17 protein-coding genes are annotated in these 16793 nt (G+C 36.4%); 12 read left to right on the forward strand and 5 right to left on the reverse strand.

What is annotated here, in order from left to right; translation table 11 throughout:
• Nucleotides 1-26 precede the first annotated feature (26 nt).
• The 3 genes from AB7942_RS22660 to AB7942_RS22670 all read right to left on the reverse strand — a co-directional run bounded on the left by AB7942_RS22660 (nucleotide 27) and on the right by AB7942_RS22670 (nucleotide 2384).
• On the reverse strand, nucleotides 27-614 hold the full coding sequence (locus AB7942_RS22660; protein WP_335399044.1) for a YitT family protein: 588 nt from the start codon (nucleotides 612-614) through the stop codon (nucleotides 27-29).
• Nucleotides 615-747: 133 nt separating this feature from the next.
• Entirely contained in the window at nucleotides 748-1755 is a 1008-nt protein-coding gene (locus AB7942_RS22665) for an inorganic phosphate transporter (protein ID WP_088085930.1), read from the reverse strand.
• Between the two features lie 11 nt (nucleotides 1756-1766).
• A complete protein-coding gene (locus AB7942_RS22670) occupies nucleotides 1767-2384 on the reverse strand; it encodes a DUF47 domain-containing protein (RefSeq protein ID WP_088085931.1) in 618 nt (205 codons plus the stop codon).
• A 327-nt stretch (nucleotides 2385-2711) separates the two neighbouring features.
• Between AB7942_RS22670 and AB7942_RS22675 the strand changes: the two genes are divergently transcribed.
• Nucleotides 2712-2969 (forward strand): GlsB/YeaQ/YmgE family stress response membrane protein, encoded by a 258-nt coding sequence (locus AB7942_RS22675; protein ID WP_214999964.1) that lies wholly within the window; start codon nucleotides 2712-2714, stop codon nucleotides 2967-2969.
• Nucleotides 2970-3026: 57 nt separating this feature from the next.
• Here the strand turns inward: AB7942_RS22675 and AB7942_RS22680 are convergent, their stop codons facing one another.
• Nucleotides 3027-3950 carry an RluA family pseudouridine synthase gene (locus AB7942_RS22680; protein WP_369448605.1) on the reverse strand — a complete coding sequence of 308 codons (924 nt, stop codon included), beginning with the start codon at nucleotides 3948-3950 and terminating at the stop codon, nucleotides 3027-3029.
• 107 nt (nucleotides 3951-4057) lie between these two features.
• Between AB7942_RS22680 and AB7942_RS22685 the strand changes: the two genes are divergently transcribed.
• Together AB7942_RS22685 and AB7942_RS22690 are read left to right on the forward strand one after the other, a co-directional pair.
• Nucleotides 4058-4444, forward strand: a complete 387-nt coding sequence (locus AB7942_RS22685; protein ID WP_369448606.1) for a YhcU family protein — start codon at nucleotides 4058-4060, stop codon at nucleotides 4442-4444.
• Nucleotides 4445-4647: 203 nt separating this feature from the next.
• Nucleotides 4648-6390 (forward strand): phospho-sugar mutase, encoded by a 1743-nt coding sequence (locus AB7942_RS22690; protein WP_369448607.1) that lies wholly within the window; start codon nucleotides 4648-4650, stop codon nucleotides 6388-6390.
• Between the two features lie 145 nt (nucleotides 6391-6535).
• Here AB7942_RS22690 and AB7942_RS22695 read toward each other — a convergent pair whose 3' ends face one another.
• A complete protein-coding gene (locus AB7942_RS22695; RefSeq protein WP_369448608.1) occupies nucleotides 6536-6790 on the reverse strand; it encodes a YhdB family protein in 255 nt (84 codons plus the stop codon).
• A 149-nt stretch (nucleotides 6791-6939) separates the two neighbouring features.
• Between AB7942_RS22695 and AB7942_RS22700 the strand changes: the two genes are divergently transcribed.
• From AB7942_RS22700 to AB7942_RS22740, 9 genes are all read left to right on the forward strand, one after another.
• Complete coding sequence (locus tag AB7942_RS22700) at nucleotides 6940-7926, forward strand: M14 family zinc carboxypeptidase (protein WP_369448609.1); 987 nt, start codon at nucleotides 6940-6942, stop codon at nucleotides 7924-7926.
• Between the two features lie 92 nt (nucleotides 7927-8018).
• Nucleotides 8019-9434 carry a SpoVR family protein gene (locus tag AB7942_RS22705; protein WP_088085937.1) on the forward strand — a complete coding sequence of 472 codons (1416 nt, stop codon included), beginning with the start codon at nucleotides 8019-8021 and terminating at the stop codon, nucleotides 9432-9434.
• 127 nt (nucleotides 9435-9561) lie between these two features.
• The gene (locus AB7942_RS22710; protein ID WP_369448610.1) at nucleotides 9562-10314 is read left to right on the forward strand and encodes a GTP cyclohydrolase II; all 753 of its coding nucleotides are present in this window, start codon (nucleotides 9562-9564) and stop codon (nucleotides 10312-10314) included.
• Complete coding sequence (ribD, locus tag AB7942_RS22715) at nucleotides 10307-11413, forward strand: bifunctional diaminohydroxyphosphoribosylaminopyrimidine deaminase/5-amino-6-(5-phosphoribosylamino)uracil reductase RibD (RefSeq protein ID WP_369448611.1); 1107 nt, start codon at nucleotides 10307-10309, stop codon at nucleotides 11411-11413. The genes AB7942_RS22710 and ribD overlap by 8 nt, the downstream gene beginning before the upstream one ends.
• Complete coding sequence (locus AB7942_RS22720) at nucleotides 11413-11988, forward strand: 5' nucleotidase, NT5C type (RefSeq protein WP_088085940.1); 576 nt, start codon at nucleotides 11413-11415, stop codon at nucleotides 11986-11988. Before ribD ends, AB7942_RS22720 begins: the two co-directional genes overlap by 1 nt.
• Before the next feature lie 182 nt (nucleotides 11989-12170).
• A complete protein-coding gene (locus tag AB7942_RS22725; protein WP_369448612.1) occupies nucleotides 12171-13346 on the forward strand; it encodes a hypothetical protein in 1176 nt (391 codons plus the stop codon).
• 113 nt (nucleotides 13347-13459) lie between these two features.
• Nucleotides 13460-14416 (forward strand): NAD-dependent epimerase/dehydratase family protein, encoded by a 957-nt coding sequence (locus AB7942_RS22730; RefSeq protein ID WP_369448613.1) that lies wholly within the window; start codon nucleotides 13460-13462, stop codon nucleotides 14414-14416.
• Nucleotides 14397-15347, forward strand: a complete 951-nt coding sequence (locus AB7942_RS22735; RefSeq protein WP_369448614.1) for a lysylphosphatidylglycerol synthase transmembrane domain-containing protein — start codon at nucleotides 14397-14399, stop codon at nucleotides 15345-15347. Before AB7942_RS22730 ends, AB7942_RS22735 begins: the two co-directional genes overlap by 20 nt.
• Nucleotides 15344-16792: an alkaline phosphatase family protein gene (locus AB7942_RS22740; RefSeq protein WP_369448615.1), complete on the forward strand. Its 1449-nt coding sequence runs from the start codon at nucleotides 15344-15346 to the stop codon at nucleotides 16790-16792. The genes AB7942_RS22735 and AB7942_RS22740 overlap by 4 nt, the downstream gene beginning before the upstream one ends.
• Nucleotide 16793 lies beyond the last annotated feature (1 nt).

The following is a 16793-nucleotide window of genomic DNA, read 5'->3' on the forward strand; positions in this document are numbered from 1 at the left end:
AGCGTTTCTTTTAAATCTCTTATCTCTCAATAGTAAGGAAAATGCTCATTATTATTACCACTAACAGTTAAGGTCGTCATAAAGCCGACACATATGATGGTAAGAAGGGAATAAAAAAAATTTTCTAAACCGACTATTTGAATGCCGCTCGTTATGACTAGACCATCGATTAAGAATATAATGATACCTACATTTATTGAAGTGAATTTGGTTAGAATCTGAGCCAGTAAATCAGTCCCACCCGTACTTGTTTCATAACGAAGCATAAGACCGATGCCAATGCCGACAAGTAATCCACCAATTATTGTACTGGGTAATATACCTAATTGTATTTTACCGTTCATAAATGAAAGAAAATCAATACAAAACGAAGAAATGATAAGTCCGTGGAGGCTAAAGTAGAAGTAGCGTCGCTCAAAAAACCAGGCTAAGACATATAAAGGCAGACTTAAAAGGATAATACTTAGACCAGTCGGCCAACCGTAAAAATAATGAATGAGTAGCCCTAAGCCGATTACCCCTCCGTCTAGCAAGTGATAGGGAACTAAAAATCCATTTACCCCAAGACTCAATAGCAAACTCCCAAGCAGCATAGCTGCAATTTTTTCCTTCACAATCTCACCTCAAAACTTGTCCTCTAACATAAAAATATGAAAGTTCGAGGCATTTAGAAGTGATATCACCAAAAAAATGACTATAATGAATGATTAAAAAAACAACCAGGAGAAAAAATTCCTGGTTGTTTTTTTAAAAGAAGATATTCAAAATAAAATAAATGATACCTGCTAATAAGGAAGTTATTGGTAATGTAATGACCCAGGTAATTAACATCCGTTGAGCTGTATCCCATTTTACACCTTTAAGTCTATGTGCAGAGCCTACCCCTAGTATCCCTGAAGAGATGACATGGGTTGTACTAACTGGTAAATGGATATAGGTGGCCCCGAAAATGATGGCGGCACCCGTTAAATCTGCAGCGACACCATTAATCGGACGGATCTTCATAATTTTCCCACCCACTGTTTTAATGATCTTCCATCCACCAATGGAGGTACCAAGTCCCATTGCAATCGCACAAGAGAGCTGTACCCAAAAAGGAACCTCATCAGTATGTAGATAACCATTAGCTAACAGAGCCATGGTGATAATACCCATGGATTTTTGTGCATCATTTGTTCCGTGTGAATAGGATTGTAATGCTGCAGTAGCAATCTGGATAAAACGAAAGTTTCGGTTTGTCTTTGTTAAATTGAAGTTCTTAAACACGACTTTAAAAATGCTGTAAACAATATACCCAACTGTGAAAGCTAAGATCGGTGATAGGACTAATGCCTCGAGGATTTTTTTAAAACCTTCTGCTTTAATTACGTCAAATCCTTTGGCAGCAATTGCCGCACCAGCAATAGAACCAATAATTGCATGGGAAGAGCTGCTTGGAATACCGTAATACCATGTGAGTAAGTTCCAAATAATAGCCGATAGCAGCGCCGCAAAAATAACAATTGATCCGGTATGACCACCAGTTAGTGAGAATGGATCAACAATATCCTTAGATATGGTTTTGGCTACGCCTGTGAATGTCAAAGCACCAACAAAATTCATTACGGCTGCCAGCAAAATTGCTTGGCGTGGCTTTAGGGCTTTTGTTGATACAGAAGTTGCGATTGCATTTGCAGTATCATGGAATCCATTAATAAAGTCAAATGCCAGGGCACCAATTACAATTAAAATCGTTAGAATTAATACAACACTCATATATTTGCTCCTTAAGCATTTTTCATGATAATGGTTTCAAGTGTATTAGCAACGGTTTGGCAATAGTCTGCGATATCTTCAAGATTTTCGTAGATTTCTTTATATTGAATAATACGGATTGGATCTTTTTCAACCGTAAATAAATTTTTAATCGACTGGCGTAAGATATTATCACAGTTGGATTCATAATCTTTTATTTTAATCGCATGTTCTCTTATTTGTTGTAACTTTTTATTTGAAAGCAGTTCAACCGCTTTGTCAATTTCATGAACACTGGCTTGTATAGCGTCTACAAATTTCTTCATATAGTCATCAGCATTAGTAATGGAGTACATTTCAAATAATGCCGCACATCCTTCAAGTCCATCTAGAACATCATCCATGCTCATCGCTAGATGGAGAATGTCTTCACGTTCAATTGGAGTGATGAAAGCATCATTCAATTCTTTGATTACTTCGTGAACGAATGTATCTCCTTTGGTTTCCAGTTCTTTCATTTTCTCTGAGAAAATTTTCAAATCACTCACATTTTTTAATTTATAATCAGTGAAGAAATTTGCACTTTCTTTAAGGTTCGCAGAAATATTACTAAGTAATGCCATAAATTTATCAGTTTTTTTGAATGCCATGTAATTACCCCCATTTTAATTTAAAACGTCTTGTAGACTAACTTAGATATTTTATCTGAAAAATGTCGAAAAAAGAAACAAATTCTATGTAACTTTACAAAAACTTAACATTAGAATTTTTTGAATAGTTCATTTTTAAGATGGAGACCTTTTTACTTTTACCTAAATTCATTGATTTATGTATTAAAGGAAGATTGTAAGATTTTTTCTTTTCTGAGTATAAAAATGAAAATAGGGTACTTTAAAGGTACAGGTAGCATGAAAATTAAGTTACTTTTCCAATACTGCCTGAGACAAATAATTGAATACTAAAAAGGAGTGTTCTAAATGAGTTTCATTTGGGCATTAATTATTGGTGGGATTATTGGATGGTTAGCAGGCCTTATCGTTGGAAGAGATATACCGGGCGGCATCATTGGTAACATCATAGCTGGATTTGTTGGGGCGTGGCTTGGGACAGCGATTTTAGGTAACTGGGGGCCGCATGTGGCTGATTTTGCAATAGTACCTGCAATCATTGGTTCTGCAGTATTGGTCTTGCTGCTAAGCTTCATTTTGAGAGCCTTTAGAAGAACAGATAAATAACCATTGAAAAAGCCTCCTAAACCAGGAGGCTTTTTCAATGGTTTGTGGTTCAATAACCTAAATTGAATATATGTCAATATCTTTAAAAATAGCAGGTTGATCTAAAAATGGAGCATGACATACAATTTTATCCTGAGTAAATGGGTGAATCAACTCAAGCTTTGCTGCATGGAGTGCTTGTCTTTTAATAATTGCTTTCCCGCCATACAAAGTATCTCCAACTAAAGGATGTCCGAGATGACTTAAGTGAACTCTGATTTGATGGGTTCTCCCAGTATCGAGCCAACATTTTACATAGGATCGTTGTTTGTCTTTGTCTACCTTTAAGACCATGTAATGAGTAAGTGCCTCTTGACCTGTTGGAGAAACTCTTCTTTTTGTTGCATGATGGCGGTCACGGCCGATTGGATCCTTAATTGTTCCGCTTCTATGTTTAACTATCCCATGAACCAAAGCAATGTAGGTTCTTTTAATTTCCCGTTTTTCGAGCATATTGTCCAAAATAGCACCAGCTAAAGCATGTTTAGCAAAAAGGATGGCACCTGATGTATCGCGATCTAATCGATGAACCTGCCGAATGTTTCTTATTTCCCCATTTGATTGCAAATAATATTGCACCGCATTAACAAGGGTATATAGATCGGCGTTTGGGTCATTCGGATGGGTATTCATAAATGGCGGTTTGTTAAGAACCAATACATGGTCGTCCTCATAAAGGATGTTAACATCTATATAGTTTGGTGTGATTAGTAATTCTTCTTCCTCAAAAAGTTTAACTTGCAGCTTCGATCCATGACTAAGAGGGATATTCCAGTTAGCCTGATCTCCATTTAGTAAAACCTTATTTTCCATTCTAAAAGAATGAGTTAATTTTTTGGGGGCTCCCCATACGTTTCGAAAAATATCAGCAATGGTTCTTCCATTCCATTCCAAAGGAACCGTTAGTTGAAACCATTCACCCACTCGCATTGTTTTTAGCATTTAATTCTCCTTCAGGTTATAATTACCACCGTAAATACAGGCTTTGTTATGTTATTCTTATGATATACAATCAGACAGAAATAAGCGATGGCAAAGGTGGGTTAAAAGTGAAAATTGTTTTTGCCTCCACACCAAGTCAGGAAGAAGAAATTAATGAACTGGTGAGGTACATCTATTCGAATATTTTTCCTCTCTACTATACCGATGAGGAAATTAATCAATTTGAACAGTTAAAGGTTTTGCATATATCTGAAGATTTCAACACATTAAAAGATGCCTTTCAGGTAATGACAAGTATTCAAACATTAATCTCTATTCTTGAGGCCTCTCAACTTGATGTTCAGTATACATTATTATTTAATAAGAATGTTGAGACCTTACAGGAATTTGGATTATTTTTTCCATTTAAATATGAACACTTTGAAGAGGCAAAATGTATCAGAGTAAACATGCTAAGTATTTATTCTAATGCTGATAATGAGTTGCTAGTATAATGAAGAAAAAAGTCTGCAAAATTGCAGACTTTTATTTTTTTCTATTAGTAATGAGTAATTTTAAGGTAATATAGTAAAAGGAAAGAAAATAACAATTATATATTACTGCGAAAATTGTCGGCTAATTTCAGTAGATTTTTAAAGGAGTAACAAACATGGAATTAGAAATAATATAGAGTAGACAGAAACTGGAGGGGACACCTATGGATTGGAAGAAGAAAGCAAAAAGTTGGTTAGAGTTTGAAGGATTAGATACTGAATTAAGAAATCAATTAACAGAAATAGAGAAGAATGAAGGGCAGCTAGAAGAGGTTTTTTATAAGAACTTAGAATTTGGAACTGGTGGTATGAGAGGCGAAATCGGTGTCGGTACGAACCGAATGAACCTTTATACTGTACGCAAAGCCTCAGCTGGTTTAGCGGGATACATAGAAAACCAAGGTATAGAAGCGAAACAACGCGGAGTTGTGATTGCTTTTGATTCCCGTCATAAGTCACCGGAATTTGCAATGGAGGCCGCTAAAACGTTAGCCTCAAAAGGAATCCAAACATATGTATTTGAAGAATTAAGGCCTACCCCTGAATTATCATTTGCGCTAAGATATTTAAATGCCTTTTCAGGAATTGTCATCACTGCAAGCCATAATCCGCCTGAATATAACGGATTTAAGGTATATGGTTCAGATGGCGGCCAACTTCCGCCAGATGGAGCAGACAAGGTTATTGCCAAGGTAAATGAGATCGAGAATGAATTACTAATTGAGGTTGATAGTGAAGAAAACTTAAGAGCTGCCGGATTAATTAAAACGATCGGTGCTGAAATTGATAATGCTTATATTGAGAAATTAAGAACTATTTCAGAGAATCCAAACCTTGCTGAAGAAACTGATATTAAAATCGTCTTTACCCCTTTACATGGAACTGCTAATAAGCCTGTCCGTGCTGCTTTATCTGCATTGGGCTATAAAAATGTAACAATCGTTAAAGAACAAGAACTTCCAGATCCGGAATTCTCGACTGTAAAAAGTCCTAACCCTGAAGAGCATGCAGCCTTTGAATTGGCCATTCGTGATGGAAAAGAAGTAGGAGCGGATCTTCTCATTGCTACAGATCCCGATGCAGATCGATTAGGTATTGCTGTGCGCAATCCTGAAGGAGAATATGTTGTTCTTACAGGAAACCAAACAGGTGCTTTGTTACTTGATTACATTATCACACAGAAAAAGGAAAAAGGAACACTCCCGGAAAATGGAGTTGTTTTAAAAACTATTGTTACATCAGAAATTGGCAGGAAAATTGCTACAGCTTATGATTTAGAAACAGTTGATGTCTTAACCGGATTTAAATTTATCGCTGAAAAAATTAATGAATATGAGACCACTGGCAATTTGAAATTTCTATTTGGATATGAGGAATCCTATGGCTATTTAATTGGTGACTTTGCCAGGGATAAGGATGCGGTCCAAGCGGCCCTACTAGCAACCGAAGTGTGTGCTTTTTATAAGAAACAAGGAAAAACCCTTTATCAAGGAATGATGGAAGTATTTGAAAAGTATGGTTATTACCAAGAAGGCCTACGTTCCTTAACCTTAAAAGGAAAGGAAGGGGCGGAGACAATCCAACAATTATTGGCTTCTTTCCGATCTGAGCCAATTACGAGTCTTGGAAACTTGACCACCTTCACGACTGAAGATTACTTAACAAGCATCCGTGTAAAGAATAATGGAGAAGAAGAAATTGATTTACCAAAATCGAATGTTTTAAAATATACTTTCGAGGATGGTTCATGGGTTTGTTTAAGACCATCAGGAACGGAGCCTAAGGTGAAATTCTATTTTGGAGTCAATAGTAAAAATTTAGAAGAAAGCAAGATAAAACTAAAATCGATTGAAAATGATTTTATGGCTTTAGTTGACGATAAAATGAAAATGGTTCAAGAAATTTAATCCAATCTTTATACGATCTAAGAACATCAATATGAAAAGAAAAAAAAACACAGCTTCCATTTCAGGAAGCTGTGTTTTTTTTGGTGGAATTCTTTGGTCCGGTTGTAAAAAGTTTCTCAGTCAGAAATTGTATTCACTTATCATTTTAGGAAAGACTATACATCGGTATCTCATTAGGGTTAGGCTCTACGGTTTCATTCGCATGGTCAATGTAGCGAAGAAGGTTATATAGTTTGGTTTCAATTACACTGTAATCACGTTCGAAATTGTAGGCATGCAGGAATTGTTCAATTCTTTTCGATAAAAATTGGTCTTTTGTTCGTACCATTAAAATCAGCAAATTATCCCACTCAGATCGATGTGTATAATATAACGCTCGATCGTAATCCATTTTATTCATTTGTTTTATCTCCTCCTTATTAGGAGTTGAGATTATTGTATGATATTTTGACGATAACTTTCACAGAAAATGTTGGACACCCATTGTTTACGCGGTTTTCAACATTTACCTGTATAAATTATTTTCATTTTGAACAAGGTGGAGGTCATATGGGTAAAATTATTATTTGCGTTATGCTCTTTTTATCCCTTCAACTGGAAAATGCTGCAAACGCTAAAATTGTTAAGACCAATAAGCCATATTCTTATGAAATGTTAGAAAATGACCTTTCAAAAATTAACAAAAAGTATCAAGAAAAAGTAAAAATCAAATCGATCGGAACAACACACTTTGGTCGGGATATTTGGGCAATTAAGCTGGGAAAAGGGAAGAAAAATGTCGTTTTGATTGGTTCGCATCATGGGCGAGAGTGGCTGACAAGCTTAATGTTAATGAAAATGCTTGAGTCTTATGCATCTTCCTATGAGGAGAAGGGTCTTTTCGGATTTAAATCCAATCATATTCTTAATGAAGTATCATTATGGTTTGTGCCAATGTTAAATCCAGATGGAGTGGCCATTCAACAGAATAATCTTAAAAGTTTTCCATCTAAACATCAGAAACTTTTGATGAATATGAATGAGGGATCCGATAACTTCAAACGATGGAAAGCAAACGGAATGGGCATTGATTTAAATAGGCAATATCCAGCTGGGTGGGATCGTCTTAATCAAGATCCTGCATTACCCTCCTACAAATTTTATAAAGGAGAAAAACCGTTAGAATCGAAAGAAGTACTCTCCTTAACGAAATTTATAAAAGAAATTAACCCTTCGATTGCAGTCGCTTATCATACAGCGGGAAGAGAAATTTTTTGGAATTATAAAAATGGCAAGCATCTTAAACGAGATAAACTGGTTGCTAAACAGATATCGAAAATAACTGGCTATAAATTAACGAAGCCAGAAAAAGACGCAGTAGGTGGCGGTTTCACGGATTGGTTTATCACAACCTATCACAGACCTGCCATGACAATTGAGATATGTTATTTAGTTGGCGAAACAAATCCCCCCTTATCTATTTTTAAAAAGGAATGGAAACGGAATCGATATGTTGGCCTGAAACTTGCTGAGGAAGCCAAAAAAATCCCTGATTAATGCAATACTTGCCTATTGTTTTTTCTATCTTGTTTCATCATTCCCCTTTTTACTTCATACATTGTGGTAAGAGGAAAAGGGGGAATGGCCAAATGAATGTGGAAGGTCGTAATTCACTCGAATATGCGATCAGTGAAATCACTGAAATAGCAACCGGGTTTGGTTTAGATTTTTATCCAATGCGTTATGAAATCTGTCCTGCCGAAATTATTTATACATTTGGGGCTTATGGTATGCCAACTCGATTTTCACATTGGAGCTTCGGCAAGCAATTCCACAAAATGAAACTTCATTATGATTTAGGGCTGAGTAAAATTTATGAATTAGTTATCAATTCAAACCCATGCTATGCTTTTTTGCTTGATTCCAATACACTTATTCAAAATAAACTAATTGTTGCCCATGTTTTAGCACACTGTGACTTCTTTAAAAATAATGTTCGTTTTCAAAATACAAAACGTGATATGGTCGAAAGTATGGCTGCCACAGCAGAAAGAATTCATCAATATGAAGTTCAATATGGTAAAAAAGAGGTGGAAACCTTTTTAGATGCGGTATTGGCTATTGATGAACATATAGATCCATCGCTTATGAGGCCTAAGTTATCTTGGTCCATTGGAGACGACGAGGAAGATGATGACCTAGAGCTTCAAGTAGCAACTCCATACGATGATCTGTGGAGATTGGATGAAAAAGATAAAAAGGAGACCAATCAACCGCGAAAAAAGAAATTTCCTCCAAGGCCAGAAAAGGATCTGTTGCTATTTATTGAAACGTATAGCAGAGAGTTAGCGGATTGGCAGCGGGATATCTTAACAATGATGCGGGAGGAAATGCTCTACTTCTGGCCGCAGCTTGAAACGAAAATAATGAACGAAGGCTGGGCTTCCTATTGGCATCAACGAATTTTACGGGAAATGGATTTAACGAGCGGTGAGGCAATCGAGTTTGCTAAATTGAATGCGGGAGTTGTACAGCCATCAAAAACGGGCATTAATCCTTATTACCTGGGGATAAAGATTTTTGAGGATATTGAAGAACGCTATAACAATCCAACGGAAGAGATGAAGCGAAGAGGCGTGGTTCCAGGATCAGGGCGGGAAAAAATGTTTGAGGTCCGTGAAGTAGAATCCGATATATCTTTTCTTCGCAATTACTTAAATAAGGACCTTGTCATGCGAGAAGATATGTATCTTTTCCAAAAACAAGGAAGAGACTACAAAATTGTTGATAAACAATGGGAACAGATTCGTGATCAACTTGTAAATATGCGCGTAAATGGAGGTTTCCCTTACATCACTGTCAATGATGGCGATTATTTAAAAAATGGGGAACTATATCTAAAACATTGGTATGAAGGGGTGGAACTTGACGTTAAATATCTAGAAAAAGTTCTTCCATATATCCAACAGCTTTGGGGCAGACCTGTTCATATCGAATCGATGATTGAAGATAGAAAAATGTTATTTTCTTATGATGGTAAAGGAGTCCATCGTAAATATTTGTAATTTCTTGAGGCTATCTTGTACTATCAAGATAGCCTCTTTTTATTTACGCGTAAAAGGAGAGAGGAAATCATTTCATGAATGTATTTGTTAATGTAGTTAAAACTATTATTAAAAAGGGGATAAATAAATGAAACAAGCTCTTAATTCTAAAGTTCTTACAGTTTTAGAAGACAAAATTCAATTAATAAAAACAGAAAAAGGTGCGATATATTTAGTAGGGCCGATCCGGCTTCCCGTTAATTTATACGGAGAAACAGTTGTCTTCAAATGGTACTGTTGGCTAAATTGTGATGAAGTAACAGAGGATTTTGAAAGAATTATTGATAAGTTATCTTCTGCAAATTTAGCAGAGTTTCAACAATCAAGCGTTTTAGTTTATGGTGACTTTGAATATGAAGATGATGTCATTATTAGAATGCATTCCATCTGCCATACGGGAGATATATTTGGAAGCAAGCGATGTGACTGTGGATTTCAATTAAAACAATCAATGAAAATGATCTCCGAACATGGAACAGGGGCATTATTTTATCTAGCTAACCACGAAGGAAGAGGAATTGGCTTATTCAGTAAGGCAATGGCCTATGTACTTCAAGAAAACGGCTATGACACAGTTGAGGCGAATGAAGGCCTTGGTTTTGTCGATGATTCTAGAAACTATGGGGATGCTATTCAAGTCCTTAAAGCATTACGCTCTAAACCTGTCACACTTATGACTAACAATCCAAAAAAATTGGAAGCATTAAAAAATGCTGGTTTAGAGGTAGCAGGCAGAAAGCCTTTGTGGGGAGATGTATCAGAGTATAACGAAAAATATCTGCAGACAAAAGTAAATAAGTCAGGTCATATAGGAGATAAGGGGACTTGTCCAAATGACTAACCATGAATTCTATATGGAGTTAGCTCTAAAAAATGCTAGTGCAATGAAAGGCCAAACAGACCCAAATCCACTAGTAGGGGCTGTGATTGTGAATGATAACCGAGTAGTGGGAATCGGAGCCCATTTAAAAGCTGGCGAGCCTCATGCTGAGATTCACGCTCTCCGTATGGCTGGCGAAGCAGCAAAAGGCGGAACCATTTATGTTACATTAGAACCATGTTCCCACTATGGCAGGACAGGCCCATGTGCTGTTGCAATAGTAGAAGCCGGTATTAAAACAGTCGTTATTGCCACACTTGATCCAAATCCTGTTGTGTCAGGGAATGGAGTAAAAATTCTAAAAGACGCAGGAATTGAAGTAATAATCGGGGTTCATCACGGGGAATCCCAAAAGATGAATGAAGTATTCAATAAATTCATTGTGGAGAAAAAACCATTTGTAACCTTAAAATCAGGGATTACTTTAGATGGGAAAATAGCCACTTATGCATCAAACAGTAAATGGATTACTTCGGAACAATCCAGACATGATGTCCATCTTCTGAGAAATGAAAATATGGCCATTCTTGTAGGGGTTAATACAGTAATAAAAGATAACCCGGAACTGACGGCGCGAATTCCGAATGGAAGAAATCCAATTCGTATTATTTTGGATTCTACTTTAAAGATCCCTTTAGATTCAAAAGTTGTAACAGATAACCTTGCTGAAACTTGGATATTTACGTGTCAGAAATATGATCAGGATAAGGAAAAAACATTAAAGTCCTTAGGGATGAAAGTCTTTCCTACCAATGGGGTGGAAAAAGTAGATCCTAAGGAAGTCATGGAGATATTAGGTGAGCACCTTATCTCATCCGTATTAATTGAAGGTGGGGGCACCATAAATGCTTCTTTTCTTGAAAATAAATGTATTGATAAAGTAATTCTTTATTTTGCACCCAAATTAATTGGTGGAAGGCATGCACCTACTTTCCTGGAAGGATCGGGAATTGAGAAAATGGCAGATGCGGTCGATTTAGTAGATACATCGATCATTAAAATTGGAAAAGACTATAAATTTATTGGCTATCCGAATTATTCAAAAGAGGAAAATTTGTGATGAGATTTGGTTTTGATATTGATGATACATTAATAAATCTACGCGAGTATGCCTTTAACATATACAATCAAAGATTGAATCAAAATGTTCCGATCGAAGTTTTTCATAACTTAAAACGAGTGGAGATACATGGACCCTTTGGATTAACAGATGAACAAGGGAAAGAAATGTGGCGCAATTCTTTAGAAGAAATTTATTATACGTCATGTCCTGCTTTTCCAGATGCTGTTGAAACTTTACAAGAACTAGAGAAGAAGGGGCATGAAATCTATTATATTACCGCAAGACCCAAAGAACATGGGGAAAGAACGAAAGAATGGTTAATAGAAAACGGTTTTCCTGTTCATGAGGAGAGGTTTTTTTATGGAATGCAGGATCATGAAAAGGTAGAAATCATTAAAAAGTTAAAACTCGATTATTATTTTGATGATAAACCAGAGGTTTTAAATACATTATTAAACGAATCAATTAAAATTTTTCTCAGGGATCAATCCTATAATCGGCATCTGGATTTACCACGTATTAAACATTGGAGCGATCTTGAGGAGATAATTAAAGTTAGTAAGAATTTATAGAAGATAAAGGCTATCTTGTGATTGCAAGATAGCTTTTCTATTATTTAGTATTTTTTAAATAGTGTCTTTTTTGTTACAAAATTTTAAATATCATTGACATTGATAATCATTCTCTTTATAATCATAAATGTGAATGATAATCATTATCAACAAAATAAAAAAAACAAACCGGGGGAAACAAAATGTCGATCAAATTTAAACTTCTAGCAGCTATGGCAGCCCTTTCATTAGTTCTTGGAGCTTGTGGGAAAGCGGAAGAAACAGCTAGCAAACCAAAAGTAGAAAATAAAGAAAAATCAGCAGAGAAGAAAGAAACAGAAGAAAACGAAAAAGTAGCGTATGCTGATGTATTTACTGAAGCTACTACGGAACTTGAAAAAGCTAAAGAAGGAAAAGAAGTTGATTTTGATAAAGTAACAGATTTATATAATAAGAATTTTAAAGAGCTAGTTCAACAACGTGACGCAGAATTTGAAGACACAATCGACGAAAAAATCACTACTGCTCTATCTGCAGGTAAAGACGGATCAATGGATAAAGTAGTCGTCAAACAACTCTTTGATAAATTAATGCAAAAGGTATTTTATACATCGATTAAACACGATTTTACAGAAGTAACTGAAAAATGGGGTAACACAGAAGAAGTGAATGCAGAACTAGAAGAAGCAAAAAATTATTATGCCATTCTTAAAACAACTGTAGAAAAACGTGATGCTGCATATGGTACTACCCTTGTTAGTGTAATTGATGGTGGATTCAGCGAAATCGAGACAGCGGTTAAAAATAATGATCAACTGGGCTTTAACTTAGGTAAGCAAGTGGTTGACAAAACATTAATGAAGACTTTCTATCTCGCAACTGGTGCACTTCCAAACGGATATGCAACAAAGGCAGCAGCTGAAGCGGGGAAAGACGCTGCACTTGCTAAGGTAGAGCAAGCAGAAGGCTGGGCATTTTACCAATCTCTAAGCAGTTACTTAAGCAAGCATGCAGCTGATGAAACTGCCTTCATTGAAAAGCAATTTAATCTTGAATCTGATGTAAAAGCAGTTGACCCAGCAGCTGTTAACAAAGCGTTCGTCCGTGGTTTTGCGAAAATTGCTATTGATGAATACGGTGAGAGTAAAGAATTATTTGGCGAAGATAAAGCCGTTATCACTGGTTTAGAGGGTGCGTTATTTATCGATATCATCGGTGAAGATATCAAAACCCTTCTTGGTGAAGATGCTTATAAGACATTAACTGAAAAAGCACAGAAATATGTTGAAACAGCAAAAGCTAAAGATAAAGCTGCTGGTGAAGCACAATTGAACGAGTTAATTTCCACTCTGAATACAATCGTAGAAAAAGCGAAATAATGCAGAGGAAAAACCTTGTTAACTTACGCAAGGTTTTTCCTTTTTTCTCTGATATGAGAGAATAATGTACATAATAAGTCGTGATGACCAACTAGGTATAGAGGTGTTATACATTGAAAGTAATTGTTACTGGCGGAGCAGGGTTTATTGGCTCCCATCTTACAAGGAAATTGTTAACGGAAGGCCATGAGGTTTTAATCATCGATGAACTGCATCCTTACTATTCTGTTGCTAGGAAAAAACGACAGCTAGAATTTGCACGTGGAGCAGGAGAGTTCGCTTTCTTTCAAAAAAGTCTTCTAAATGACGAAGCGGAAGTAAAGGAAATCTTTCTTTCCTACAAGCCAGAAATGGTAATACACCTAGCGGCCATTCCTGGTGTATCACATTCAATAGCGGCCCCGAATGAGTATGTTGACTACGATATTAAAGCCACCATTAATGCACTGCGATTTGCGGGTCAGTCAAACGTAAAACATTTTATTTTTGCTTCTTCCTCATCGGTTTACGGAGAACAAAAGAACGTTCCGCTTCAAGAAGAGATGGCGATGGGAAAGGTGGTATCTCCTTATGCAGCAGCTAAATTTGGGGCTGAATCCTTTTGCCATGCCTATTCTTCATTATTTGATTTTAAAATTTCTATCCTTCGCTTTTTTACCGTTTATGGACCCTGGGGCAGGCCAGATATGGCCATTACAGGGTTTATTAAAAATTTGCTGAATAAACAGGAAATCACATTGTTTGGAAATAGAACGGCTAGAGACTATACATATATAGAAGATTGTATAACAGGGATCATTTGTGCTTTTAACCAAACTGAAAGGGTCGGTACCTATAATATAGGGTCTGGTAAACCAATTTTTATTGAGGAATTAGTTGAGTATTTAAAGCAGCATTTTCCTGATATAACTGTAAAACAAGGTGGTTTTCGCCAAGGGGATGTCAATTCCACATGGGCGGATATTTCGAAGGCACATCAACAGCTTGGATTTTCCCCATCAATATCTTTTTCAGAGGGACTTGCTAAAACAATAGAATGGGCCAAAAAGCATGTTTCGGAAATCAGTTAAACGTTTGGTTAAAGTGATGGGATTCATTCTGGCAGGAATTTTTATCCTGTTGTCCTGGCGATATTTTCATGCTGAAAACTTCTTAAATGGGTCCAAAAAATTTTTCTTGGGTAATCCTTTGATAATCATAGTTGTTACCGTGGGATACCTATCTTCATTTATCCTCAGAGCTGAGGCGTGGAGATTATATCTAGGAAAGAATGCCAAGTTTATAAGCTGTTTACAAGGCATTCTCTTAAGTCTTTTCGTAAATCATATAACTCCAATAAAGGTTGGGGATGCGGTTAGGGTCGGGGTGTTGTCCTGGAAGGAAAAAAATATAAGTCCTGATATTTCTGCACATTCTGTAGTTGTGCTCAGATCGCTTGATATGTTGTTCCTAATGTTATTTTCCATAATAGGACTAATTGCTTTTTCCAAAGCGTTTATCGTTCACTTGTCATTAGGAGTATTGCTTATTTTAGGTTTAAGCTTTCTAATAGGAGGATTTATAGTCTTTAAATACTGTCCACTCTTTGTGGAAAAGCATATCTTATTATTAAGAACAAGCTTTAAGGGCTGGAAATTTGTTTATATTTTTTTCTTAATTGGATTAAGCTGGGCTATGGAAGGCGCTGTTTTGTGGGGAGTAACAGCTTCGTTAGGTGATGGTCTTTCTATTTATAAGTCAATTTGGGTCAATTCTATTACTGTCGGTGGGCAGGTATTTCAAATTACACCTGGGGGAATATCTACATACGAATCAGTCATGACCGCGGCTTTAACAAGTTTTGGGTTTCCGACAAAGGAAGGATATATGGTTGCTCTTATTAGCCATAGTTATAAGTTTCTTTTTTCCTATTTCGTTGGTTTCCTGCTATTGATTCATTCTCCTGCATCAAATTTTAAACAAATAAAAGTGTTTCTAAGAATGAGAGGAAGACAAAAATGAAAAAAGCATCTTCTTTTGAAAAAGTGGCGGCAAGGTGTTGGAACCTTCTGAATGAAGGGAAGCCGTTTACTCCAATATTTACAATCGGTACCATGTTGATTTATTCCCTATCTAAGTTGGGATCCCCTTCTTACAGTTTAGATCTATTCTTAGGGTTATTAGCCATCTTACCTCTATTAATTATTTACTACCTGTACGATTATCCATTATTTCTTAGAAATTATTTATGGATCCCATTTACAGCCTTTCTTATCATTTGGGATCATGTGAATCTTAGTCTGCTTTTTACTGGTATTGGTTTATATTTCTTCTTTACAGTATTTTTTTGGGGCACATTTTATTATCATTTGCGGATCGGCACCTCATGGCTGAATTTTACCCGGTTCTGGAAGCTCGTTTTAAAAAATAGTGATTCAACAAGTGGAAATGCCCAAGAACAACTGCCAAAGTTTCTTTTGTTATTATCACTTTGGAATTTGACTATTGAGAAGCAAACCTGGTCGGGAAGTGAAATTGGAGTCATCGTATTCTTCTATTTAGGAATTCTATTGTTTTCTTGGATTCTTCATAAAAATCTGTTCGATTGGAAGCCGAAGATTATCCCTACCTTTACTTCTAATGTTGATGAGCGGACAGATGCCATTAATAAGAAAGTTATTGTTATGGTCATTGACGGAATGAGGAAAGAGCGTTTTGAAGAAGCGAACACTCCCTTTCTCGACTATTTGAGAAAAAATGGAACAGACTATACTAGAATGGAAACCGTATACCCAGCAAGAACTGTCGTTTGTTTTTCATCGATGTTTTCAGGGACATACCCATTTGAACATGGAATCAAGTCGAATATGGTTTGGAAGCAGGGTATTAAAGTAGAGAGCGTATTTGACACATTAAGAAAAGTAGGGAAAAAGGGTTCATTATTAGCGGTAGCCCATCTCGTTGATTCCTTTGGAAAGGATGTAGAGACATTCACAGCCGTAATGCACAACAATGTTGTCGATCGTAAAATCATTGATCGAGCGAAAAATATCATGGAAGAACAGGATCCTGATTTGCAAATTGTGCAATTAATAAGTACAGACCAAACTGGACATAGCCGAGGTGTATTATATAACGAATATATTCAAAAAATCGAAGAGGCTGACGCCTTAGTTAAAGAATATTTTGAGTGGTTAAAAGAGAAAGGTAAGCTTGAAAATTACACGTTTATTGTTTGTGCTGACCATGGTCAAGCTGATGGGATTGGTGGACATGGCCACCTCGATGAAGGTGAAAGATTCGTACCGTTCTTTATGTATGGTCCGTCTATTGAAATAGGAAAAAGTGTGGAGGAAAAGCATAGCTTGGTTTCCCTCGCTTCAACGATTTCCTATTTGTTGGGGGCACCATATCCTAGTCACAGCCGTGGACCAGTATTAATAGAGGCAGTAAGGAAGGATGTTTAAT

The sequence above is a fragment of the Neobacillus sp. BF23-41 genome (genome assembly GCF_041106275.1).